This is a genomic window from Aeromonas sp. ASNIH2 (assembly GCF_002934795.1).
In the GTDB taxonomy this organism is placed as follows: domain Bacteria; phylum Pseudomonadota; class Gammaproteobacteria; order Enterobacterales; family Aeromonadaceae; genus Aeromonas; species Aeromonas caviae.
Window position 1 is genome coordinate 1,578,149 of sequence record NZ_CP026406.1, and the last position, 22,510, is coordinate 1,600,658.

Consider the following 22,510-nt stretch of genomic DNA (forward strand, 5'->3'; position numbering starts at 1 on the left):
TATTCGAGTGGATACCTTTTCACCTGGCCATGCGGGTTCCCAGCCCGCCGCCATCGAGGAACAGCCTGCAGGCCCGTCCTGCCCCATCCATGAGAACAGCTACATGAAAAAATGGCTTTTGTGTTTATTGGGACTCTTCGCCCTCACGGCCCATGCCGCCGAGACGCGTCCCCCCTTCTCCCGCATCGTGATGTTCGGCGACAGCCTCTCCGATACCGGCAAGATGTACGACAAGATGCGCGGTTACCTCCCCTCCAGCCCGCCTTACCATCAGGGCCGCTTCTCCAACGGCCCGGTCTGGCTGGAGCAGCTCACCCAGCACTTCCCGGGCCTCGCCATCGCCAACGAGGCGGAAGGGGGCGCCACTGCCGTGGCCTACAACAAGATCTCCTGGAATCCCAAGTATCAGGTCATCAACAACCTGGATTACGAGGTGACCCAGTTCCTGCAAAAGGACAGCTTCAAGCCCGACGATCTGGTGATCCTCTGGGTCGGTGCCAACGACTACCTGGCCTATGGTTGGAACACCGAGCAGGATGCCAAGCGGGTGCGCGATGCCATCAGCGATGCGGCCAACCACATGGTATTGAACGGCGCCAAGCAGATTCTGCTGTTCAACCTGCCGGATCTGGGCCAGAACCCCTCGGCCCGCAGCCAGAAAGTGGTCGAGGCGGCCAGCCATGTCTCCGCCTACCACAACCAGCTGCTGCTGAACCTGGCACGCCAGCTGGCCCCCACCGGCATGGTGAAATTGTTCGAGATCGACAAGCAGTTCGCCGAGATGCTGCGCGAGCCGCAGAACTTCGGCCTGAGCGACACCGAACACGCCTGCTATGGCGGCGGCTATGTGTGGAAGCCGTTCGCCTCCCGCAGCGCCGCCACCGACAGTCGGCTGGCCCCCTTCAATCCCGAGGAGCGCCTTGCCATCGCCGGCAACCCCCTGCTGTCTCAGGCCGTCGCAACGCCCATGGCGCGCCGCAGTGCGGGCGAGCTGAACTGTGAAGGCAAGATGTTCTGGGACCAGGTCCACCCCACCACAGTGGTACACGCTGCCCTGAGCGAGCGGGCTGCCGCCTTCATCGAACAGGAGTACGAATTCCTCCCTCGATAACGGAGGCCATCCTGCCAGGGCCGGCGCTTCGCCGGCCCTCTTGCCCACAAGGGCAAGCAACCCCATATGACACCCATCACAGATTCGAGTCACGGTTCCCCGGCGGTCTTCTGTCTCCACTATGATGCAGATGGATATCACAATATGTTTTATATCAGTTGCTTGTAGATCGAGAAAAGCGAGCTACGTTTAAACGTGTTGTGGTCGAACACAGGCCCAACCCACGAGGCGAGGCGACATGAATTCGCGCTCCCCACACACAAGATTGCAGAGGCATCTATGAACAAAACACTGATTACCTTGCTGGTTTCAGGCTTGCTTGCGGCCAACGCCCAGGCAGCCGGACAAGACAACACCTGGTATGGCGGTGCCAAACTGGGTTGGTCCAACTTCTACGGTGTCGATGAAAGCAACGCCATCGCCATCACCGACAAAGACGACGATGAAGTCGGCGCCGGTGCGTTCGCCGGTTACCAGATCAACCAGAATCTGGGTGTAGAACTCGGTTATGACTACCTTGGCAAGCTCAAGTACAGCGGCACCCGCAATGGCGCGGCCTTCAATGACTCCGTGCAAGCCCAGCTGGCCCAGCTCACGCTGAAACTGGGCTTCCCGGTTGCGGACAATCTGGACCTTTACGGCCGTGTCGGGGGCGGCTATGGCTGGACCGACAGCGATCAGCTGGAAAACGACAGCCGCTTCACCTTCGTCGGCGCGCTCGGTGCGGAGTATGCCCTGAGCCTGGATTGGGCAGCCCGCCTCGAATACCAGTACAGCACCCCGTATGGCAGCCGTGACGATACCGGCCTGCGCATGGACAACGGCCTGCTCTCCCTGGCCGCCGTCTACCGCTTCGGTCAGGTTGCACCGGCTCTGCCGGTCGCAGCTCCCGCCCCCGCGCCCGAGCCCGTGATGGTCGACAAGCAGTTCACCTTGAGCTCGGACGTGCTGTTTGACTTCAACAAGGCCACCCTCAAGCCCCAGGCCGGGCAGGCGCTGGATACCCTCTACAGCCAGATTGAAGAGGCCAGGCCCAAAGACGGGTCGGCCACCGTCATCGGCTATACCGACCGCATCGGTTCCGAGGCCTACAACCAGAAATTGTCCGAGCAGCGTGCCCGGACCGTGGCCGATTACCTGATTGGCAAGGGCCTGCCTGCCGGCAAGGTCAATGTGGAAGGGCGTGGCAAGCAGTCTCCCGTCACCGGCGACAGCTGCACCAGCAAATCCAAGCGCGAGCTGATCGTCTGCCTGGCCCCGGATCGCCGGGTAGAGGTCAAGGTACAGGGCGTCTCGGAAGTACAGCAATAACGACGACCCCAAACAAAACGGGAGGCCATGGCCTCCCGTCTTTTTTTATGCTTCCTCAGCTGCGCGTGCGCACATCCGCCGCAATCTGATCGAGCAACAGTTGCCAGCCCTGCCCCAGCTCGTTCACCAGGGCGCCATACCCATCGGCAGGCAGCACCCGCTCCTGCTGGAAGGGAACATCTCTCAACACGACCCCCTCCTCCGTCAGCAGGCGCCAGCGACCGCTAAGCAGGGCGCGGCCGTCGTGCCGCCCCTGGAAACGCTCGACCGAGATGCTCAGGACAGGCCCCTTGCGGGCCCCGTCCTGACGCACCACCCAGCCAGGCAAGCGACTGGAGAGGCCATTGAGGGTCAACTGGTTCAACTGGGCATCGAGGGAACCTGCCCAGCGATGGTACTCGGCAAAGTGCAGCTCCTTGCCCTCCAGCTGATAGACCAGGCTCATCCGGTCAAGCTGACCGGACAGGGCGACGGGGCGCAGCACCAACTGGTGCTGCGGCTGCGCCGTGGTGACACTCGACGGCGCCGTGTCGGCATCCAGCGAATAGTAATGCAGCGTCGTCGGCGCACTGCCACATCCCGCCAGCAGGCCCAGCAAGGCCAGCGTCATCATCCGTTTTTTCATCATTTTCCTCGCTTGGGCTCGGGATCCCGCGGACGAGCGCGGTCAAAGATCAGTGAACTCGGCTGCTCGTTCAGTGAATGGACCAGAGGTTGCAACTCGCTCATCAGCTGGTTGAGGGATTGCACCGACTGGCGCAGTTCCTGATTGGTCTGGGAACCGGCATCATAGGTCTGCAACGTCTCCTGCAACTGCTTGAGGCTCTGGTTGAGGGAGGCCGGCAACTGCTGGGTCGACTGCTGACCAGTAAACTGCTCCAGATTCGCACTCACGGCACTGACATGCTTGAGCGTCTTGTCCAGCGTCATCAGGGTGCTGTTGACCTGAGTGAGGGTGGTGGCCATGTCCATGTCGACGAACTTGTCGAGAATGAGGTTCACCTTGCGTTCGATTTGATCCAGCCCGGCCTGGGCGGTCGGGAAGACCTGATAGCCCGCCATCTTGAGCGGCTGATAAACAGGCGCATCCGGATAGAAGTTCAGATCGATCACCTTGCCCCCCGTCAGCAGGCTGGCGGTCTTGAGGCTGGCCCTCAGCCCTTCCTTGAACTGCTTGTTGAACAGGGCCCGCCACTGCTCCTTCTCCGCATTGGCATAACGGTGGGAGAGACGCTGCACCTCGATGCGCGCCAGCACCGGGATCTGTCGGCTCTTGAACAGCTGGACGCCCTTGTCGTCGATGAGATAGGGAGCCGAGATGACGGTACCGACCCGGATGCCGCGATACTGTACCGCCGCGCCGGGATGCAGCCCGCCCACGTCATTGTCGAACAGGAAGACATAGTCGATGAACTGATCCAGGCTACCGGCCAGCACGCTCTCCTCGTCCTTGAACAGCACGAACTCGTCGTTCTGTTTCACCGGTTCCCCCGGCAACCAGCCGGGAGGCAGCCCCATGGTGATGCCGCCGTTGATCAGGCTCTCCAGCGAGTCCATCTTCACCTTCATCCCCTCGCTGCTCATGGAGACCTCGAAGCCGGGCGTCAACCAGAACCGAGAGTTGCTGCTCACCAGGACGTCATAAGGCGCGTTGATGAAGAGCTGGTACTGCATCTCGCTCTTCTCGGGCAGGAACTTGGCCTCTTCGACCTGGCCGATGGTGAATCCCTGATAGCTGATGGGGGAACCCGCGCCCAGCGCGTTGGCATCCCGGCTGGACAGGGAGAGCCGCAATCCCCTGGCATCCAGGGATGCCAGGGGTGGCCTGTCCAGCATGGCGTATTCGCTTCGCGCCCTGCCCTTCTTGCCGGGAGAAAGTTCGATATAGGCACCGGAGAGCAAGGTGCCAAGACCGGAAACGCCTTCACGCCCGACCCTGGGCTTGACCACCCAGAACTGGCTGTCTTTCTTGAGCATGCCGGCGGCGGCATTGGTCAGGCGAGCCTTGAGCACGGCATGGCTGTAATCCTCGCTGAGCTCCACCGTCTCGATACGGCCCACCTCCACTTCACGCGAACGGATCACCGTCTTGCCCGCCACTATGCCCTCGGCGGTCGCCACCGTCAGGGTGAAGCTCGGCCCTTGTGAATACCAGTGCTGGAACAGCATCCAGGCGCCGATGAAGAGCGCCAGCAAAGGCACCATCCAGATAGCGGCAGCCGAACTCATGAAATCAGAGCCCGGTTTCCACCTTGTCTTACGCTCACTCACGTTCGCGTTCTCCTTGTTGTAAATCCCAGATCAGGCGGGAATCGAAACTCATGGCAGCCACCATGGTGACCAGTACGACCCCGGCAAAGGCGACGGCCGCAGGGCCAGGGTAGATGGTCATCAGATTGTCGAGCCGGATGAGACCGGCCAGGATGGCCACCACGAAGACGTCGATCATCGACCAGCGCCCCACAAATTCGGTCATGCGATAGAGTTTGAGCTTGCCGAGGGGAGATGTCCCCTGGCCGCGCTGCACCACGTAGCAGAGCCACAGCAGCGCCAGGATCTTCACCAGCGGCACCACCACGCTCGCGAAGAAGATGACGGCGGCAATGGGGTAGGAGCCCATGGCCCACAGCAGCACCACCCCGCCCATGATGGTCGAGGGGCTGTCATCCCCCAGGAACACGGTGTCCATGATGGGATACAGGTTGGCTGGGACATAGAGGATCACCGAGGTGATCAGCAGGGCCCAGGTGCGGTTCAGACCACCCGGCTTGCGGCTGTGCAGGTGATCCCCGCAGCGAACGCAACTATGGGCATCCTGCTCGTTCAGGGCGCCGCAGATGTGACAGCCCACCAGACCGCACGACAGGGCGCTCTCCTCGGGATCCAGCTCCCTCGCCGCCGTCGGGCCGAACAGCCGCTGCCACAGCCACATCCGATCCAGGGAGGAGATCATCTTGATGAGCAGCAGGGTGTAGCCAACGAACGCCCAGAACGACAGCCCCATCTTGATGTCGGCCATCCCCATCAGCTTCACCAGAGAGATGAGCACCCCGATGAGGAAGACGTCCACCATCAGCCAGGGCTTGATCCGGCACAACAGGCGGCCAAGGGAGCGCAGGGCCTTGCTGTGCAGATCCTTGTCCAGGCGCCACAGCACCAGCATGATGGAGCCGATATAGACCAGCGGCAACCCGATCAGGGTAATGCTCAGCACGGCCCCGAGGAACAGGTAGCCTTGATCCACCAGGGTGGTGATGCACTGCAGGAAGGTCATCTCCTGCCCCACCCCCTTGGCCGAGAACGACATGAAGGTAAAGGCGTTGGAGAGCACGAACATGATGATGGCCGCAAAGCCATAGGCGATGGGCCTGCGCTCCTGCTCCGGCAGATGACGAGTCAGGGTATGGCCGCAGCGCGGACAACTGCTCGTCTCCCCCACGGCCAGCTCGGTGGCCGGCACCAGCAGGTCACACTCTTCGCAGGCGGTCGCGTCATGGGTATAGGTGGGTGGATGTTGGTGTGAAACCGGATGCAAGATAAGACCCCAGCATGAGGCCCGCCACGGGGCCAGAGCCGCCAATTATTGCAGCAGCGGCCCCTGCCGACCAGCCCTGTCGTTATCCATCCTGCCCGGGAGTGAGAATGACTTTGACAAGGCAGTGACCATTTAGCACAATCAAACGCCACTTTTTTTCCGCGGGACAATAATTGATGACAACTGAATCCCCAAGCTACTCCACTATCGAGCAGGCCTTCTCCCTCGGGAACGGGCAAGATTCTGCCCTCAACTGGTTGCGCAAAAACCGTAGCCAGGTCGCCATCTTCCTGGTGAGCGGCATCAAGCTGGAGGGGACCATCAGCGGTTTTGACCAGTACAGCGTGCTGTTGACCGATGCCCATGGCAATCAGCAACTGGTCTACAAGGCCAAGATTTCCACCATTGCCATGCACTCCGGCCGTCCTGCCGTCAGCATCCAGCGGGCCCGCAAGCCACGGGTTTCCATGGCGCCGCGCCCCCATGGCGCACCCAGCCGTTATGACGACAACCAGGGTGGTGGCAGCGAGCAGTAAATCTCGCCCCCGCCCATCCTGACGGTGTCGCTGCGTCAGCCAGTGACATCTGCTCCCCACTCTCATGTTTCGCCTGTCCCGTATGAGAGTGGGGCTTCTCTCCCGAGCCGGTTGTTGACCCGCTCGTCTTCGTCACTCAGCAGGTCAACCCGACCGGTTTTCCCTCTCTGACCATGCAGACCTGCATGCCGGCCGCTTCACCGGCCTGTGCGCCTATGCCCGTGTCCTCGAACACCAGACATTGACCGGGCTCGACCCCCAGGCGTCGCGCCACCAGCAGGAAGGTGTCTGGATGGGGTTTGTGCAGCTCCACGTCGTCGGCGGTAACCACCACGGGGAAATACCGATCCAGCCCTGTGTTGCGCAGCACCGCTTCGGCATTTATGCGGGGGGAGCCTGTCCCTATGCCCATGGGGATCCGGCCGTGATAGCGTTCCACCAGATCCAGCATGGCCGGGAAGGGGGTGGCCTTGTGCAGGTTGGCGACATAGTGTTCGGTCTTGCAGCGTGTCACCACCAGGGGATCCAGCGCGAGCTGCTGCACTTCGGCCACCAGCAGGGCTATCTTGCGGCTGGGCATGCCTCCCAGCTCATAAAACCAGTCGGCGTCGAACCGAAAGCCAAACTCGCGGGCGGTGTGTTCCCAGGCGGCCAGGTGCAAGGGCATGGAGTCCACCAGAGTGCCGTCGAGGTCGAAAACCAGGCCTTGAAATCCGGATAGGGTCATGGTGCAGGATCTGTCTGTGAAAAATGGGCCCCCATTCTAGCCAGAGCGCGGGCGCATCGCCATGCGCCAGATGGCGAGAAACGCTTGCCACCTCATTTATACAGGGCGGCGTGGATCTGATGCCGGGCAGGCAGCCCCCACGCAGGTGTCAGCGATAAGCCAGGGTACAGGCCCGCCCTTGGGATTTGGCGTGATAGAGCGCCTGATCCGCCTGCTCGGTCAGGGTTTGCCACTCCTTGTCCGATGACGGGACCAGATAGCTGAACCCGATGCTGACGGTGAGTGTCGCCGCCACCCGGGAGGCCGGATGGGGAATCTGCAAGGCGTCAAGGCCGTGGTGGATCTGCTCCGCCAGCCGCTCCGCCTCTCCCGGCTGCGGTGAACACAGCAGGATGACAAACTCCTCCCCCCCATAGCGGGCCACCAGGTTGGTGCGCCGCCGCTCGGTGTCCTGCAGCAGTGCCGCCACCCGCTGCAGGCACTGATCCCCCTTGCCGTGGCCGAAGTGATCGTTGTAGGACTTGAACTCGTCCACATCGATCATCAGCACCGCCAGCACGCCCTGATGGCGGCGAGCCCGCTCCCACTCCCGTTCCATGGTGATGTCCCATTGGCGGCGGTTGGCGATGCCAGTCAGGGGATCTTCCAGAGACAGCAGAGAGAGGCGCCGGTTGGCCTCCTCCAGCGCCCGGTTGGTATCGGCCAGTTGCCGGGTCCGCTCCTGCACCCTCAGCTCCAGCTCCCGATTGAAGCGCTCAAGCTTCTCCTGGGTGCGCTGGCGGATCAGCAACTGGGAGAGCACGGCGGCATACTGCTTGAAGATCTCGCTCTGATACGCCTTGAGGGGGCGCCGCCAGAGCAGGTTGTCGGCGGCGATCCAGCCGATGGGGGTACTCCCGTCCCAGAGCGACACCATGGCGTTCCAGCCGCGACCCACCTCCTGCTTCTCGTAATAGAGAGGCGTGTCCTCCAGCACCAGGACATAGTCCTTGCGACGCAGCGCCTCCTGCACCGTGGGATGATCCGGAATGAGGCTGATGAAATGGCGCTCGTCGATGAGCTCACCCGCCTCGTTGGTACCCCAGGTACCGTGCATGGTCTTGAATTCACTGTCAGTCAGGAAGATGGCGATGCGATCGAACTGCAACTCCTGGCGGGCCAGTGCCACCGCGTCGTGCAGCAAACGATCCTCGCTCTCGCAGCGGGAGAGCTTGACCCCCACCTGATGCAGCGCCTGCAGCATGCTGAGGAAAGAGTCCTGCAGGGCCTGGCTGCGCACGAGGTCTGCCTGGGTGTGGAGCCGCTGATCCCGCTCCAGATCCACCTGTCCCGCGAGTCGCCGACTCTCGAGCTCGGCGGCGAGATAATGCATGAGCAGCTGGATGCTCTGTTGCTGGCGTCTTGGCAGGCGATCGAGACGACGGCGGGTTTCCAGATAGACCACGGCCTCCAGCCCCTTGTGACGCTTGAGGGGGAAGCTGGCGCGCAGGCGCGGAATCTCGGGTTCGACGCTCTCCCGCTCCCAGATGGCACGGGTCGGCGCGATGGGCTCCACAAGCAACTGGCCGAGCGCAAGGGAACGTTCGATGAAGAGGATGGGCAACTCGAGGGAAGAGAGGATGTCAGCGCTCAGGCAGAGCAGACCCTGTTCCGGGCGATAGTGATAGAGCTGGGGCGTCGGAGCACGCAGCCACAGATAGATCTGTTCAGCCTCTGTTTTTTCCCTGACCGCAGACAAGGTCACTTCACAGAGATGTTCAAAACTGGTGAAGTGCTCCGGATCCCATTCTTCCATGCCAAATCATCCTTGGTTGTATCCAAGCGAGTATATTGGCAAAGCCCGGCCATTAATTGACCGGGCAATCAAAAGCGAGATCCAGAGCCCAGTTTTTACAACAGATTCAATGCCTGCATGGCACTGCGGATGCGCTCGCGGGTGGCCTCGGAGAGCGGCATCACCGGCAGACGGCACTCTTCGCTGCACAGACCCAGCAGGGAGACCGCATACTTGGCCCCTGCGGGGCTCGGCTCGGCGAACATGGCCTGGTGCAGCGGAATGAGCTTGTCCTGCAATTCGCGGGCAGCTTGCCACTCACCGGCCAGCGCCAGGTTCTGCACCTCGGCCACCAGCTTGGGGGCCACGTTGGCCGTCACCGAGATGCAACCCTGGCCACCACCGATGTTGTAGGCCACGGCGGTGGCATCTTCACCGGAGAGCCAGGCAAACGGCTTCTTGATGAGCTGACGCTCCACCCAGGGGCGGGCCAGATCGCCGGTGGCGTCCTTAACGCCGGCGATGCGCGGCAGCTCGGCCAAACGGGCCAGGGTTGCCGGTTGCACGTCGACGATGGCACGGGGCGGAATGTTGTAGACGATGATGGGCTTGGTGGTGGCGTCATGCACCGCCTTGAAGTGGTGATAGAGCCCCTCCTGGTTGGGGCGGTTGTAGTACCCCGCCACATGCAGGGTCGCATCCGCGCCGGCCTGTTCGGCGTAACGGGTATATTCAATGGCTTCAACCGGGTTGTTGGACCCGGCACCCGCGATGACGGGAATGCGCCCCGCCACCTGCTTGACCACCAGCTCGACCACGCGGCAATGCTCGTCGTGGGTCAGGGTCGGGCTCTCCCCGGTCGTGCCGACCGGCACTATGCCATGGGTCCCCTGCTCTATGTGCCACTCCACCAGGCGAGTCAGTGCGGCCTCGTCCAGCTGGCCCTGTCGAAATGGGGTGATCAGGGCGACTATCGAACCTTGAAACATGGGATTTCCTTCTCCTAAACAAATGAATTGGCCAATAAAAAGCCCCGGTACGGGGGTCGCTACCGGGGCTTGAATCGTCTCAGGGATGAGAGGTTACGCGCGCACGCCAGCAGGCCCGAATGTCAGGCTGTGTTTATGCTTTCGTTTCGATACGCATGACCGCATTGCATCATCTCTGGGTAAATAAGGTGTCTTGGCATATTTCGGGAACACGGCATAAATGTCAAGGCGAAAGCGGCCATGTATAATAGCCGCCCCAAAATGCGTGGAGAGTCCCAATGAGCCGTCCTGTCAGTGCCGTCAGCCAGATGCTGGAACGTAACCAAGCCCTCTTTGTCGGCAAGCGGCTGTTGGTGTGCGGTGCCCTGGAGGATGATTATCCTCGTCAACTGGCCGAGCTGGCACAAAGCCTGACCGTCTTCACCACGGATTACTGCTATTACCGCACCCAGCAGGCCGTTCTGGGAGACGCCATCCTGTTCGATCACCAGCTGGGTGGCGCCCCCCGATTCGATGCCCTGCTGCTGCTGATGCCCAAGGCCAAGGCCGAGGCGCAATACCTGCTGGCCATGATGACGCCGCTGCTCGAAAGCGGGGCCGACCTGTTCCTCGCCGGCGAGAACCGGGGCGGCATCAACGGAGCAGACAAGCTGCTGGCACCTTATGGCGAGAAACCGATCAAGCGCGACTCTGCGCGCCGCTGCTCTCTCTACCACGGCACGCTCGACAAACCGGTCGTCCCCTTCGAGCTGGACGCCTGGTTCAGTCGCTATGAGTGCCAGGCGGGCGACACCACCCTGACCGTCATGGCCCTGCCCGGGGTCTTCAGTGCAGACGGCCTGGATCTCGGCACCCAGATGCTGCTGGCGAGCCTCCCCCCCGTGACGGGCAAGCTGCTCGACTTTGGCTGCGGCGCCGGCGTCATCGGTTCCGTGCTGGCCAAGCGCAACCCGGCCCTGGCCGTCACCATGGTGGATATCAATGCCCTGGCACTGGAGTCCAGCCGCCGAACCCTGGCGGTCAACGGTCTGAGCGGACGTGTTCATGCCTCCGATGTCTATTCCGACATTGCCGAAACATTCCAACAGATTGTCTCGAATCCCCCCTTCCATGCCGGGCTCAAGACCTTCTACGCCGCCACCGAAACCTTCCTGGCAAAGGCACCTGAGCACCTGACCGCAAATGGCGCCCTGACCATAGTCGCCAATGCCTTCCTGCGATACCAGCCTATACTCGATGCGCACTTCAAACAGACCGAGGTGATCGCGGGCGATGCCAAATTCAAGGTGTATCTGAGCAAAGCTTAAAGAAGTGCAACGGTTGTAATAAAACAAGTAGAGAGTGCCAGACGGGATCTGTTAAGGTACCAAGAAAACGTTTACCACCCCTTTAGGGGTGTTTTTTTCGCAGCGACATGAAAACCTTTTCAACATCATGATCTCAGGGAGAGAACGACGATGGCAGGCATACTCACCATGATACTGGCAGGCGGTGAAGGTACCCGACTGCAACCGCTGACCACCACCCGCAGCAAACCCTCCGTACCCTTTGGCGGCAGTTACCGGTTGATCGACTTCGTGCTCAACAACTTCGTCAACGCCGACTTCCTGCGCATCTATGTACTCACCCAGTTCAAGTCCCAGTCCCTTTACCTGCACATGAAGAAGGGCTGGAACATCGTCGGCATCACGGATCGCTTCATCGACCCCATTCCGGCCCAGATGCGAATGGGCAAACGCTGGTATGACGGCACCGCAGACGCCATTTATCAGAACCTGCGCTTCATCGAGATCTCCGACCCCGATCACGTCTGCATCTTCGGCTCCGATCACATCTACAAGATGGACGTGAGCCAGATGGTGAGCTTCCACAAGCAGAAAGCGGCCGCCCTGACCGTCGCGGCACTGCGCATGCCCATCGAGGAAGCAAGCGCCTTCGGGGTGATCGAGGTGGATCAGGAAGGGCGCATGATTGGCTTTGAAGAAAAGCCCCGTCACCCGAAACACATCCCCGGCGACCCCACCCAGGCCCTGGTCTCCATGGGCAACTACATCTTCGAGACCGAGGCCCTCTATCGGGAGCTCAAGCGGGATGCCGCCGAGGAGAACTCCAGTCACGATTTCGGCAAGGACATCATTCCCAGCCTGTTCCCCCGTGCCCCCGTCTATGTCTACGACTACAGCACCAACGTGATCCCGGGCGAGAAGCCCAATGTCTACTGGCGCGATGTGGGGACGCTCGACTCTTACTGGCAGGCGCACATGGACCTGGTGGCCGACGATGCCCCCTTCTCTCTCTACAATCGCAAGTGGCCGCTGCACACCCATTACCCGCCCCTGCCCCCCGCCACCTTCATCGATACCGACGACTGCAAGGTCAAGATCGCCAACTCCCTGATCTCCGGTGGCTGCTTCATTCAGGGCAGCCAGATCCAGCGATCCATACTGGGATTTCGCTGCAACATAGGCCCCTGCAGCCACATCAGTGAATCCGTGCTGCTGGGGGATGTGAAAATCGGCGAAGGTTGCTCCATTCGCCGCGCCATCATCGACAAGAACGTTGAAATTGCACCCGGCACCGTGATCGGTGAGAATCTGGACCATGACAGAGAGCGGTTTACCGTATCCGAAGGCGGTATCGTCGTGGTACCTAAGGGAGCAAGAGTTGGCTATTAACCCACTGAAAATCCTGTTTGTAGCCTCGGAGGTTGAGGGGCTGGTGAAGACCGGGGGCCTGGCAGATGTGGCCAAGGCCCTGCCGCAGCATCTCGCCCGTCAGGGGCACGATGTGCGCATCATTATGCCCTTCTACAAGACCATCAAGCGCCGGGACGAGGCCACCCTCCTCGCCTCGCGCTGGCTCCCCACCCCCCAGGATCGCAGTGATATCAGCTATCGCATCCATCAGCTGGAACTGGACGGGATCTGCGTCTATCTGCTCGATTGCCCGCACTATTTCGACCGCCCCCAGCTCTATGCCGAGAACAACCAGGCCTATCCCGACAACGGTGAACGCTTTGCCTTTCTGGCCGCGGCGGCCCTGCATGCGTGTGAACAGCTGGGTTTCGCTCCCGACATCGCCCACTGCAACGACTGGCACACCGGTCTGCTGCCGCTGCTGCTGAAAACCCGTCATGCCCACAACCCCTTCTTCCAGCGTACCCGGTCGGTCATCAGCATTCACAACGCGGCCTTTCAGGGGGTATTCGATCGCCAGCAGTTCTGGGCCGTGCCGGAAATCCACGACTACGAGCAGCGCATCAACTACGACTATGGTCACATCAATCTGCTCAAGTGCGGTGTGCTCTACGCAGACAAGATCAATGCGGTCAGCCCCAACTACGCCAGCGAGCTGCTGACGCACCTGGGCGCTCACGGCATGGCCAGCGTATTCCAGCAGCGGGCTGCTGACCTGCGTGGCATCCTCAACGGCTGTGACTATCAGGACTGGGATCCCGCCTTCGATCCTCTGTTGCCCGCCACCTATGATGCCGACAACCTGGATGGCAAACACACCTGCAAGCGCATCCTGCAGCAGGAGACGGGGCTCCCCGTCGGCAACCTCCCCATCTATGGCATGGTGTGTCGACTGACCGAGCAGAAAGGAGTACACCTGCTCATCCCGGCGCTGGACAAGTTCTTGCAACATCAGGTCCAGGTAGTGATCGTGGGCTCCGGTGATCCCTCTCTCGCCGCCCAGTTGCAAAGCATTGCCCAGCAGCATCCCGACAAGTTTGCCTTCATCAATGCCTATGACGACCGTCTGGCCCACCTGGTGGAGGCCGGCGCCGACTTCTTCCTGATGCCTTCTCTGTTCGAGCCATGCGGGCTCAACCAGATGTACAGTCTGGCCTATGGCACCCTGCCCCTGGTTCGGGCTGTCGGCGGATTGAAAGATACCGTCGTGGACTGGGATGCCGACCCGACGCACGCGACCGGTTTCTGCTTCAACGATCCCACTGCCAGCACCTTGCTCGATGCCATGCGCCGCAGCCTGCTCCATTATCTGCAGGAGCCGGCACGTTTTGCCCGTGTGCAGCACCACGCCATGAACACCCGCTTCGACTGGGCAGACTCCGTCATCCTGTACGAACAGATGTATCAGGATGCGCTGGCCACCGTCTGACGCCGATTGCTGAAGTTTTGTGCCCTTGGCACGCCTTTATCCGTCAACAGCGAAAAAAGTCCCCTTTGGCTGTTGACGCCCCCCCAAAACTCTATAGAATCCCCCACCGCAGTGATGCGAAGGTGGCGGAATTGGTAGACGCGCTAGCTTCAGGTGTTAGTGTCCCACGGATGTGAGGGTTCGAGTCCCTCTCTTCGCACCATACTGCAACATGCTCTTATCAGGCGGCATGTAAATTCATACTGATAACCCGATGTGCGAAGGTGGCGGAATTGGTAGACGCGCTAGCTTCAGGTGTTAGTGCCCCCCGGGTGTGAGGGTTCGAGTCCCTCTCTTCGCACCATGCTTTTGTCAGACAGCATGTAAATCCAGACTGATAACCCGATGTGCGAAGGTGGCGGAATTGGTAGACGCGCTAGCTTCAGGTGTTAGTGCCCCCCGGGTGTGAGGGTTCGAGTCCCTCTCTTCGCACCATGCTTTTATCAGACAGCATGTAAATCCAGACTGATAACCCGATGTGCGAAGGTGGCGGAATTGGTAGACGCGCTAGCTTCAGGTGTTAGTGCCCCCCGGGTGTGAGGGTTCGAGTCCCTCTCTTCGCACCATGCTTCTGGCATGTAAAACACAGAAAATGCGCTCCAACCGCATTTAAAAACCAGCTGGAGAAAATCAGTGTGCGAAGGTGGCGGAATTGGTAGACGCGCTAGCTTCAGGTGTTAGTGTCCCACGGATGTGAGGGTTCGAGTCCCTCTCTTCGCACCATTCATTCCGCAAAGGCCCGTTACGAGAGTAACGGGCCTTTTGTGTTTTCATGCCCCATGGCTATGCTGTTGAAGATGCTACGCCACCACGGGGGTTTTCCCATGATCCTGGATACCGATATTCACAACTTCTATGAGCATCTGGTGCTCAAGGAGATAGAAAAACAGGGGTTGGCTCGAACATTGACCCCCTATCAGCTGGCAGACCTCTGCTGCCTGACACTCAACCAGCTTCCTTCCCACTATATCCGCCACGATGTCGACATGATCTACTTCACGACAGACGCCGAACGCAGCGAGATGGAGAAGAAGGTCATCGCCTCCCTGCGCCAGGCCTACGACAAGCTCCAGGCCGTCCCCACTCGCCAGGCTTAATGCCAGCCCTGCTGCCAGAGCAGAGTGACGACCCCTGTCATTCCCGCAACCGGCAGCAGGATCAACACCGGTCTCAGCCTGGGTTCCAGCATGACCCAGGCAGCCAGCAAGAACCCCAGGCTCCAGAACCCGTATTCCTTCTCCTGACCCCAGACCAGCACCGCCAGAAGGGCGGCCAAGAGCAGAGCGCGTGCTATCCAGTTCATTGGCATTGGTCCGATAAAGATTAATGATAACCATTATCATCTTTGGTGTCGCCATCTGCAATCGAACTTGCCTATGGATTTCCGGCTATCAAACGGTGTCGATTGAACAGTGAAAAATGCCGATTAGATCAACTATTTTGTGGGATTTTAAAATTTTAAAGCTGTTTTGCCGAATGAGCAGGGATTTTACACCTCCGCTTTATGGTAGATTGCGCCCTCTTTTGGTAAGCCTCTCGGGATCGACGCATCCGCAGGACGAGAGGGGCTGACCTTGGCGAGCAAGAGTTTAGGGAGCGTCTATGCAAAACCAACAACACCACATCCGATTGCCGGGCATGTCGCAAGTATTTGCCTGCCTGGCCATTTTCCTGGCCCTGGCCTTCTCCTTCACCAGCGTGCTGGATCTGCCAATCCAGCTGGCACTGTTCATCGCCTGGTTCGTCATCATGGGACTCGGCATCAAGCTCGGCCACGATTACAAATCCCTGGAACAGGCGGCAGTCGACGGCGTCGCCAAGGGGATGGGGGCCATCCTGATACTGATCTCCGTCGGTGCCCTGGTGGGCACCTGGATTGCCGGCGGCATCGTCCCCAGCATCATCTACTTCGGCCTCAAGGTGATACACCCCTCCATCTTCCTGCTGGCGACCCTGATCATCTGCTCTCTCACCTCGCTGGCCACCGGCACCTCCTGGGGCTCGGCGGCCACCGCCGGCATCGCCATGATGGGCATAGGCCACAGCCTGGGGGTACCCGCGCCGCTGGTAGCCGGTGCCGTGCTCTCCGGCGTCTACTTCGGTGACAAGCTCTCCCCGCTCTCCGACTCCGTGGTGCTGGCCTCAACCATGTCCAACGTCGACGTGATGGAACACATCAAGGGGATGCTGCCCATCAGCCTGTTCTCCTACGTCATCACCGCCGCCCTGTTCACCGTGGTCGGCATGCAGTACTCCGGCAACGTCAGCCTGGAGCAGGTCAATCTGGTGATGGACGCCCTCGACAAGCAGTTCAACATCACCCCCATGGCCATAGTGCCCGTGGTGCTGGTGCTGGGCCTGTTGGCCAACCGCAAGCCCGCCTTCCCGGTGATCAGCTTCGGCGCCTTGCTGGGTCTTGTCTGGGCCATCGTCTTCCAGGACATGGATCCGGTGAAGGCGATGCACTCCGCCTACAGCCCCTTTGCCATCACTTCAGGCGTCGATTTCATCGACAACATCCTGGACCGCGGCGGCATGGAGTCCATGCTGGGCTCGGTAGCCGTCATCATCTTCGGCTTGGGCTTCGGTGGTCTGCTGGAGAAGGTCGGCATCCTGGAAGTGATCGCCAGCGCCTTCGAGAAGCGCATCAACAGCGCCGGCAGCCTGACCAGCCACACCATAGGCACCGCCTTCCTGGCCAACGTGTTCGGTTCCGCCATGTATGTGTCCCTGATCCTGACCCCCAAGATCATGGCCAAGAACTACGACCGGCTGGGGCTTGCGCGCAAGAACCTCTCTCGCAACGCCGAGTTTGGCGGCACCCTCACCTGCGGCATGGTGCCCTGGAGCGACAACGGCATCTTCATGGCCGGGGTCCTCGGGGTAGCGACCCTCGACTACCTGCCCTACATGTGGCTCAGCTTCACCTGCATCATTGTGACCATCACCCTCGCCTATCTGGGCAAGGGAGTGAACCGTGTACCGGTCACAGAGGCGGTGACAGCCCGCTAATTTCCGTAAAAACAACGACAAAGGCGCCATCACGGCGCCTTTTGTCTGGGTATGATTCGAGGTTAAGCTGGCACTCACCTTGATCGCACGTGGCAGGACGCCCAGATGAACTTCACCTTTCGCCAGATCCGCTATTTCGTGGCGGTGGCCGACAGCTTCTCGGTGAGCCGCGCAGCCGCCGAGCTGCACATCTCCCAGTCGGCGGTCACCAGCGCCATCCGCGAGCTGGAGACCGAGCTCGGCGCCGCCCTGTTCGAGCGCAATCCGCGCGGGGTCAGCCTCACCACCCAGGGCCACCAGTTTCTGCTGCACGCCCGTCGCATCCTAAGCGCCATGACCGAAGCCGGCCAGTCCCTCAAGGCGGTGGCCCAGCAGGATCAGGGGCGGCTTACTATAGGCGTAACCACGCTGGTGGCAGGCTACTACCTCTCGGAGGCCCTCGGCCGCTTTCGCCGCGCCTTCCCGGCGGTGCAGATCGAGGTGAAGGAGGATGAGCAGCCCTACCTCGAGCACCAGATCGTCAACGGCGAGGTGGATGTGGGGATCCTGATGACCAACCGCACCATCCGCCAGGAGGCGTTCGATACCGAGCTACTGACCCGCTCGCCGCTGCGGGTCTGGCTTGCCGCCAACCACCCGCTCTGCGCCGAGTCGACCCTCTCTCTCAAGGCACTCGGCGAGGAGCCCATGATCTCGCTGACCGCCGACCAGCTGGACCAGATCATCGGCGGCGGGCTGCGCCGCTACGGCATCGCGCCACGCATCGTGCTGCGGACCGCCTCGGTGGAAGCGGTGCGCAGCCTGGTGGCGAGCCAGCTCGGGCTCGCCCTGCTGCCGGACTTTGCCTACCGCCCCTGGTCGCTGGAGCAGGAGCGGGTCGAGGCCCGCGCCATCAAGGAGCCCATCCCCGCCATCGACATCGGTCTGGTGTGGCGGCGCGGCTCGCGCCTTGACTGGGCCGCACGCGAGTTCATCGACATCGCCAGAGATCAGAGCCGGCTGCGGGCCCGCCAGCACCTCCCCCGCTAGGACTGAGCCTGAACAGCCGTGACTCCGGCAAAAAAATCAGATTCATCTGCACTCGATATCGATTTTACAGATACCAAAGCCGCTAAAAATTGAAATTCTCATTGCTCACGGCTTCTCCTACGCTCATGACTGGTTAACAGGATGTTAATTGTCAGCGTGGCATCACAACCGTGCCCGCCCCAGCAAGGAGAGCAAGATGAAACTGACCCCCCCTCACCCTGGCCCTGATCCCCGCCCTGCTGGCAGGCCAGGTCCAGGCTGCCCCCACCACCCTCGGCAAGGGTGAAGGCCAGCTCAACATCGTGGCCTGGGCCGGCTACGTGGAGCGCGGCGAGACCGACAAGAACTACGACTGGGTGACCGGCTTCGAGAAAGAGACCGGCTGCAAGGTCAACGTCAAGACGGCCGCCACCTCGGACGAGATGGTGGCGCTGATGAACGAGGGGGGCTTCGATCTGGTGACCGCCTCCGGTGACGCCAGCCTGCGCCTCATCGCCGGCGGCAAGGTGCAGGCGCTCAACCTGGCGCTCATCCCGAGCTACAGCAAAATTGATCCCCGCCTGCAGAATGCCCCCTGGCACACGGTGGACGGCAAGCACTACGGCGTGCCCTACCAGTGGGGCGGCAACATCTTGATGTACAACACCAAAGTGTTCCCCAAGGCGCCCGACTCCTGGAGCGTGGTGTTCGAGGAGCAGACCCTGCCGGACGGCAAGTCCAACAAGGGGCGGGTACAGGCGTTCGACGGCCCCATCCACATCGCCGATGCCGCCCTCTATCTGATGAGCCACCAGCCGGCGCTCGGCATCAAGGATCCTTACGAGCTCAACGAAGATCAGTACAAGGCCGCCCTCGACCTCCTGCGCCAGCAGCGCAAGCTGGTGGGACGCTACTGGCACGATGCCTTCGTCCAGATCGATGACTTCAAGAACGAGGGGGTGGTGGCCTCCGGCTCCTGGCCGTTCCAGGCCAATACCCTGATCGCCGACAAGCAGCCCATCGCCACTACCGTGCCCAAGGAGGGCGTCACCGGCTGGGCCGATACCAGCATGGTGCACAGCGAAGCGAAGAACCTCACCTGTGCCTATCAGTGGCTGGAGCACTCCCTCAACAACAAGCTGCAGGGGGATCTCGCCTCCTGGTTCGGCTCAGTGCCCGTGGTACCGGCCGCCTGCGAGGGCAATGCCCTGCTCGGGAAAGAGGGGTGCAAGACCAACGGCATCGACAACTTCGATCGGGTTCACTTCTGGCGTACTCCTGTCTCCCAGTGCAAGAGCCAGGGAACCTGCGTGCCCTACTACCGCTGGGTTTCGGACTATATCGCCATCCTGGGTGGCCGCTAAGACCGGATAACCAGATGGGGCCGGACAGGAGTCCGGCCCGCTTCTCACACAGACAAGGACGTCCCATGAACGCCGTACAATTTGACCGGGTCAGCCGCCACTATGGCGAGGTGAAGGCGGTCGACGACATCTCCTTCCAGATCCCGGCTGGCGAGTTTTTCACCCTGCTGGGGCCAAGCGGTTCCGGCAAGACCACCTGCCTGCGGATGATCGCGGGCTTCGAGTACCCGAGCGAGGGGGAGATCCGGCTGTTCGGCGAGCCCTGCTCCACCGTGCCCCCCCTACGACCGCAACCTCAATACCGTGTTTCAGGACTACGCCCTGTTTCCCAACATGGATGTGCGCGACAACATCGGCTACGGCCTGATGCTCAAGGGCGTCGCCAAGGCGGAGCGTTACCGCAAGGTGGACGAGATGCTGGAGCTGGTGCGCTTGCCCGGCGTCGGCAACCGCAAGCCGGGCCAGCTCTCCGGCGGCCAGCGCCAGCGCATCGCCATCGCCCGGGCACTGATCAACCAGCCGCGCATCCTGCTGCTGGACGAGCCGCTGGGGGCCCTCGACCTCAAGCTGCGCGAGCAGATGCAGCTCGAACTCAAAGCCTTGCAGCGCCAGCTCGGCATCACCTTCATCTTCGTCACCCACGATCAGCAGGAGGCGCTCTCCATGAGCGACCGCATCTGCATCTTCAATCAGGGCAAGATCGAGCAGATCGCCGCGCCGGATACTGTCTATGGCGCCCCCGCCACCCCCTTCGTCGCCCGCTTTGTCGGCACCGTCAACCTGTTCGATGGGGAGCAGGCCCGCCGGCTGTGCGGCGATGCTCACCAGATGATGGTCCGCCCGGAGCGGATCCGCCTCGCCGAGGCCGGCACGCCCGGCTGGTCAGGGGAAGTGCGCGAAGTGGAGTACCTCGGCCCCTTCGTGCGCTATCGGGTCGATCTCGGCGAGCAGCTCGAGCTTATCGTCAACCACCCCAACGAGGGCCAGGCCCGCCTGCCCCGTGGCGCCCGGGTCAGCCTCAGCTGGCCGGAGCAGGCGATCCATCGCCTGCACACCGCCCCTCAGGGAGCTCAACCATGAGCGCCCCCCACAGTGCGAGCCTTGCCATGAGCCAACCCACTGCCCCCCTCTCCTATCGGCCGCTGCGGCGCCTCTCCACCCTGCTCTATGGCCGCTCCGGCCTGCTGCTGGCTATTCTGCTCGGGCCGCCCCTGCTGTGGCTCGGCATCATCTATGTCGGCTCCCTGCTGATGCTGCTCTCCAACGCCTTCTTCGGGCTGGACGAGTTCAGCGGCCAGATCCGCCACGAGCTGGGGCTGCAGAACTTCGTCGCCCTGCTGCGGGCTGAGAACCTGGACGTGATCCTGCGCACCGTAGGCATGTCGCTGCTGGTGACCCTGGCCTGCGCCCTGCTCGGCTTTCCGGTGGCCTACTACATGGCGCGCTACACCAGCGGCAAGACCCGGGCCCTGTTCTACGTCGGCATCATGCTGCCGCTCTGGTCCAGCTATCTGGTGCGGGTCTACGCCTGGAAGCTGATCCTGGCCAAGGAGGGGGTCATCAGCTGGCTGGCAGATACTCTAGGACTGGACTGGCTACTGGACGCCATCCTCTCGCTGCCGGTGATCGGGGGACCGTCGCTGTCGTTCTCGCGCATCGGCACCTTCATCGTGTTCGTCTACGTCTGGCTGCCCTTCATGATCCTGCCCATCCAGGCGGCGGTGGAGCGGATCCCGCGCTCCCTGCTGGAGGCGAGCGGCGATCTCGGCGCCACCCCGGCCCAGACCTTTCGTACCCTGATCCTGCCGCTGGCCCTGCCCGGCGTGGTGGCGGGCTCCATCTTCACCTTCTCCCTGACGCTGGGGGACTACATCATCCCCGGCATCATAGGCAATTCCACCATGTACATAGGTCAGGTGGTCTACATGCAGCAGGGCACGGCGGGCAACCTGCCCTTCGCTGCCGCCTTCTCGCTGGTGCCGATCCTCATCATCGCCATCTACCTCACCATCGCGAAACGCTTGGGGGCTTTCGATGCGCTTTGATACCCATATGTCACTTATCCACACGAGTTCGCGGGGGCCCATCCTGATCATGGCTATCCACCTGACGACAGCGAAACGCTTGGGGGCCTTCGATGCGCTCTAATCAGCCCATGAAACGGGACCATGGCAACCAGCCTTCCGGCCTGCTCAAGTACGCGGCCATCGGCGGCCTCTTGTTCCTGCACTTTCCGATCCTGTTCATCTTCCTCTACGCCTTCACCAGCGAGAGCAAGAGCTACCAGTTCCCACCGCCCGGGCTCACCCTCAAGTGGTTCGAGGTGACCCTCAACCGCCCCGACGTGTGGCGCGCCATCCAGCTGTCGCTGGAGGTAGCGGGGCTGGCGACGCTGGCCGCCATGGTGCTTGGCACCCTGGCGGCGGGGGCCATCGCCCGCAGCCGCTTCTTCGGCCAGGAGGTGGTATCGCTGTTGCTGGTGCTGCCCATCGCCCTGCCCGGCATCGTCACCGGCATCGCGCTGCGCTCCGCCTACGGGGTGATGGAGATCCCTTTCAGCTTCTGGACCATCGTCATCGGTCACGCCACCTTCTGCGTGGTGGTGGTCTACAACAATGCCCTGGCGCGCTTTCGCCGCACCAACCAGAGCCTCATCGAGGCGTCCATGGATCTCGGTGCCGACGGCTTCCAGACCCTGCGCTACGTGATCCTGCCGAACCTCGCCACCGCGCTGTTGGCGGGAGGAATGCTGGCCTTTGCCCTCAGCTTTGACGAGGTGATCGTCACCACCTTCACCGCGGGCCAGCAGACCACGCTGCCGATCTGGATGTATCAGGAGCTGATCCGGCCACGGGACAGGCCGGTCACCAACGTGGTGGCGCTCATCATAGTGGCCTTCACCACCATTCCCATTCTGCTTGCCTACTACCTCACCCGCGACGGCCAGGACGTTGCCGGCAGTGGCAAATAACGACTCAA

17 protein-coding genes, 5 tRNA genes and 3 pseudogenes are annotated in these 22,510 nt (G+C 61.5%); 18 read left to right on the forward strand and 7 right to left on the reverse strand.

The genetic code is table 11. The features are described 5' to 3' along the window. The first annotated feature begins 103 nt into the window (after positions 1–103). Together C3F36_RS07240 and ompA are read left to right on the forward strand one after the other, a co-directional pair. Complete coding sequence (locus tag C3F36_RS07240) at positions 104–1,111, forward strand: SGNH/GDSL hydrolase family protein (protein WP_104456015.1); 1,008 nt, start codon at positions 104–106, stop codon at positions 1,109–1,111. A 279-nt stretch (positions 1,112–1,390) separates the two neighbouring features. Next, a complete protein-coding gene (ompA, locus tag C3F36_RS07245) occupies positions 1,391–2,422 on the forward strand; it encodes a porin OmpA (protein ID WP_010675746.1) in 1,032 nt (343 codons plus the stop codon). A 55-nt stretch (positions 2,423–2,477) separates the two neighbouring features. Here ompA and C3F36_RS07250 read toward each other — a convergent pair whose 3' ends face one another. Genes C3F36_RS07250 through C3F36_RS07260 form a run of 3 tightly spaced genes read right to left on the reverse strand, consistent with a single transcriptional unit; the run spans position 2,478 to position 5,957 of the window. Next, on the reverse strand, positions 2,478–3,047 hold the full coding sequence (locus tag C3F36_RS07250; RefSeq protein WP_043152838.1) for a PqiC family protein: 570 nt from the start codon (positions 3,045–3,047) through the stop codon (positions 2,478–2,480). Next, positions 3,047–4,693 (reverse strand): intermembrane transport protein PqiB, encoded by a 1,647-nt coding sequence (pqiB, locus tag C3F36_RS07255; RefSeq protein ID WP_039040601.1) that lies wholly within the window; start codon positions 4,691–4,693, stop codon positions 3,047–3,049. The genes C3F36_RS07250 and pqiB overlap by 1 nt, the downstream gene beginning before the upstream one ends. Then, complete coding sequence (locus tag C3F36_RS07260) at positions 4,686–5,957, reverse strand: paraquat-inducible protein A (protein ID WP_043152840.1); 1,272 nt, start codon at positions 5,955–5,957, stop codon at positions 4,686–4,688. The genes pqiB and C3F36_RS07260 overlap by 8 nt, the downstream gene beginning before the upstream one ends. Positions 5,958–6,133: 176 nt before the next feature. On the opposite strand from C3F36_RS07260, the gene hfq reads away from it, so the two are divergent. After that, positions 6,134–6,493, forward strand: a complete 360-nt coding sequence (gene hfq, locus C3F36_RS07265) for an RNA chaperone Hfq (RefSeq protein ID WP_039040603.1) — start codon at positions 6,134–6,136, stop codon at positions 6,491–6,493. Between the two features lie 136 nt (positions 6,494–6,629). Here hfq and C3F36_RS07270 read toward each other — a convergent pair whose 3' ends face one another. The 3 genes from C3F36_RS07270 to dapA all read right to left on the reverse strand — a co-directional run bounded on the left by C3F36_RS07270 (position 6,630) and on the right by dapA (position 9,983). Continuing rightward, entirely contained in the window at positions 6,630–7,220 is a 591-nt protein-coding gene (locus C3F36_RS07270; protein ID WP_104454798.1) for an HAD family hydrolase, read from the reverse strand. A gap of 148 nt (positions 7,221–7,368) precedes the next feature. After that, positions 7,369–9,015: a sensor domain-containing diguanylate cyclase gene (locus C3F36_RS07275; protein ID WP_104454799.1), complete on the reverse strand. Its 1,647-nt coding sequence runs from the start codon at positions 9,013–9,015 to the stop codon at positions 7,369–7,371. 95 nt (positions 9,016–9,110) lie between these two features. Further along, entirely contained in the window at positions 9,111–9,983 is an 873-nt protein-coding gene (gene dapA, locus C3F36_RS07280) for a 4-hydroxy-tetrahydrodipicolinate synthase (protein WP_104454800.1), read from the reverse strand. Positions 9,984–10,261: 278 nt separating this feature from the next. On the opposite strand from dapA, the gene rsmC reads away from it, so the two are divergent. The 9 genes and pseudogenes from rsmC to C3F36_RS07325 all read left to right on the forward strand — a co-directional run bounded on the left by rsmC (position 10,262) and on the right by C3F36_RS07325 (position 15,244). Next, the gene (gene rsmC, locus C3F36_RS07285; protein ID WP_104454801.1) at positions 10,262–11,290 is read left to right on the forward strand and encodes a 16S rRNA (guanine(1207)-N(2))-methyltransferase RsmC; all 1,029 of its coding nucleotides are present in this window, start codon (positions 10,262–10,264) and stop codon (positions 11,288–11,290) included. A gap of 147 nt (positions 11,291–11,437) precedes the next feature. Next, a pseudogene (gene glgC / locus C3F36_RS07290) lies at positions 11,438–12,658 on the forward strand (glucose-1-phosphate adenylyltransferase); the annotation flags it as partial. After that, complete coding sequence (gene glgA / locus C3F36_RS07295; RefSeq protein ID WP_039040607.1) at positions 12,648–14,108, forward strand: glycogen synthase GlgA; 1,461 nt, start codon at positions 12,648–12,650, stop codon at positions 14,106–14,108. The pseudogene glgC and the gene glgA, both read left to right, overlap by 11 nt. A gap of 116 nt (positions 14,109–14,224) precedes the next feature. Then, positions 14,225–14,310, forward strand: a tRNA-Leu gene (locus tag C3F36_RS07300). A gap of 55 nt (positions 14,311–14,365) precedes the next feature. Further along, positions 14,366–14,451, forward strand: a tRNA-Leu gene (locus C3F36_RS07305). Positions 14,452–14,496: 45 nt separating this feature from the next. Then, a tRNA-Leu gene (locus tag C3F36_RS07310) sits at positions 14,497–14,582 on the forward strand. A gap of 45 nt (positions 14,583–14,627) precedes the next feature. After that, positions 14,628–14,713, forward strand: a tRNA-Leu gene (locus C3F36_RS07315). A 71-nt stretch (positions 14,714–14,784) separates the two neighbouring features. Next, positions 14,785–14,870: transfer RNA gene (locus C3F36_RS07320), tRNA-Leu, on the forward strand. Between the two features lie 101 nt (positions 14,871–14,971). Continuing rightward, the gene (locus tag C3F36_RS07325; protein ID WP_104456016.1) at positions 14,972–15,244 is read left to right on the forward strand and encodes a late competence development ComFB family protein; all 273 of its coding nucleotides are present in this window, start codon (positions 14,972–14,974) and stop codon (positions 15,242–15,244) included. Here the strand turns inward: C3F36_RS07325 and C3F36_RS07330 are convergent. Beyond that, positions 15,241–15,450 (reverse strand): hypothetical protein, encoded by a 210-nt coding sequence (locus C3F36_RS07330; protein WP_010675758.1) that lies wholly within the window; start codon positions 15,448–15,450, stop codon positions 15,241–15,243. The genes C3F36_RS07325 and C3F36_RS07330 overlap by 4 nt on opposite strands. A 299-nt stretch (positions 15,451–15,749) precedes the next feature. Here C3F36_RS07330 and nhaC point away from each other — a divergent pair, with 299 nt between their 5' ends. From nhaC to C3F36_RS07360, 6 genes and pseudogenes are all read left to right on the forward strand, one after another. Next, positions 15,750–17,159 carry a Na+/H+ antiporter NhaC gene (gene nhaC, locus C3F36_RS07335; RefSeq protein ID WP_104454803.1) on the forward strand — a complete coding sequence of 470 codons (1,410 nt, stop codon included), beginning with the start codon at positions 15,750–15,752 and terminating at the stop codon, positions 17,157–17,159. Between the two features lie 105 nt (positions 17,160–17,264). Beyond that, the gene (locus tag C3F36_RS07340) at positions 17,265–18,188 is read left to right on the forward strand and encodes a LysR family transcriptional regulator (protein WP_069651945.1); all 924 of its coding nucleotides are present in this window, start codon (positions 17,265–17,267) and stop codon (positions 18,186–18,188) included. A gap of 196 nt (positions 18,189–18,384) precedes the next feature. After that, positions 18,385–19,531: pseudogene (locus C3F36_RS07345) on the forward strand (ABC transporter substrate-binding protein). A gap of 65 nt (positions 19,532–19,596) precedes the next feature. Then, positions 19,597–20,611, forward strand: a pseudogene (locus tag C3F36_RS07350) (ABC transporter ATP-binding protein). Beyond that, the gene (locus C3F36_RS07355; protein ID WP_103259501.1) at positions 20,608–21,576 is read left to right on the forward strand and encodes an ABC transporter permease; all 969 of its coding nucleotides are present in this window, start codon (positions 20,608–20,610) and stop codon (positions 21,574–21,576) included. Before C3F36_RS07350 ends, C3F36_RS07355 begins: the two are co-directional and overlap by 4 nt. Positions 21,577–21,686: 110 nt before the next feature. Further along, entirely contained in the window at positions 21,687–22,502 is an 816-nt protein-coding gene (locus C3F36_RS07360) for an ABC transporter permease (protein ID WP_011707522.1), read from the forward strand. Positions 22,503–22,510: the final 8 nt, after the last annotated feature.

Excerpts from the sequence above, each read along its gene's own strand:
- C3F36_RS07250 (WP_043152838.1), bottom strand. The coding sequence starts at position 3,047 with ATGAAAAAACGGATGATGACGCTGGCCTTGCTGGGCCTGCTGGCGGGA.
- C3F36_RS07340 (WP_069651945.1), top strand. The coding sequence starts at position 17,265 with ATGAACTTCACCTTTCGCCAGATCCGCTATTTCGTGGCGGTGGCCGAC.
- C3F36_RS07275 (WP_104454799.1), bottom strand. The coding sequence starts at position 9,015 with ATGGAAGAATGGGATCCGGAGCACTTCACCAGTTTTGAACATCTCTGT.
- hfq (WP_039040603.1), top strand. The coding sequence starts at position 6,134 with ATGACAACTGAATCCCCAAGCTACTCCACTATCGAGCAGGCCTTCTCC.
- C3F36_RS07330 (WP_010675758.1), bottom strand. The coding sequence starts at position 15,450 with ATGAACTGGATAGCACGCGCTCTGCTCTTGGCCGCCCTTCTGGCGGTG.
- C3F36_RS07355 (WP_103259501.1), top strand. The coding sequence starts at position 20,608 with ATGAGCGCCCCCCACAGTGCGAGCCTTGCCATGAGCCAACCCACTGCC.
- C3F36_RS07240 (WP_104456015.1), top strand. The coding sequence starts at position 104 with ATGAAAAAATGGCTTTTGTGTTTATTGGGACTCTTCGCCCTCACGGCC.
- rsmC (WP_104454801.1), top strand. The coding sequence starts at position 10,262 with ATGAGCCGTCCTGTCAGTGCCGTCAGCCAGATGCTGGAACGTAACCAA.
- C3F36_RS07270 (WP_104454798.1), bottom strand. The coding sequence starts at position 7,220 with ATGACCCTATCCGGATTTCAAGGCCTGGTTTTCGACCTCGACGGCACT.
- ompA (WP_010675746.1), top strand. The coding sequence starts at position 1,391 with ATGAACAAAACACTGATTACCTTGCTGGTTTCAGGCTTGCTTGCGGCC.
- C3F36_RS07360 (WP_011707522.1), top strand. The coding sequence starts at position 21,687 with ATGAAACGGGACCATGGCAACCAGCCTTCCGGCCTGCTCAAGTACGCG.
- dapA (WP_104454800.1), bottom strand. The coding sequence starts at position 9,983 with ATGTTTCAAGGTTCGATAGTCGCCCTGATCACCCCATTTCGACAGGGC.
- C3F36_RS07325 (WP_104456016.1), top strand. The coding sequence starts at position 14,972 with ATGATCCTGGATACCGATATTCACAACTTCTATGAGCATCTGGTGCTC.
- nhaC (WP_104454803.1), top strand. The coding sequence starts at position 15,750 with ATGCAAAACCAACAACACCACATCCGATTGCCGGGCATGTCGCAAGTA.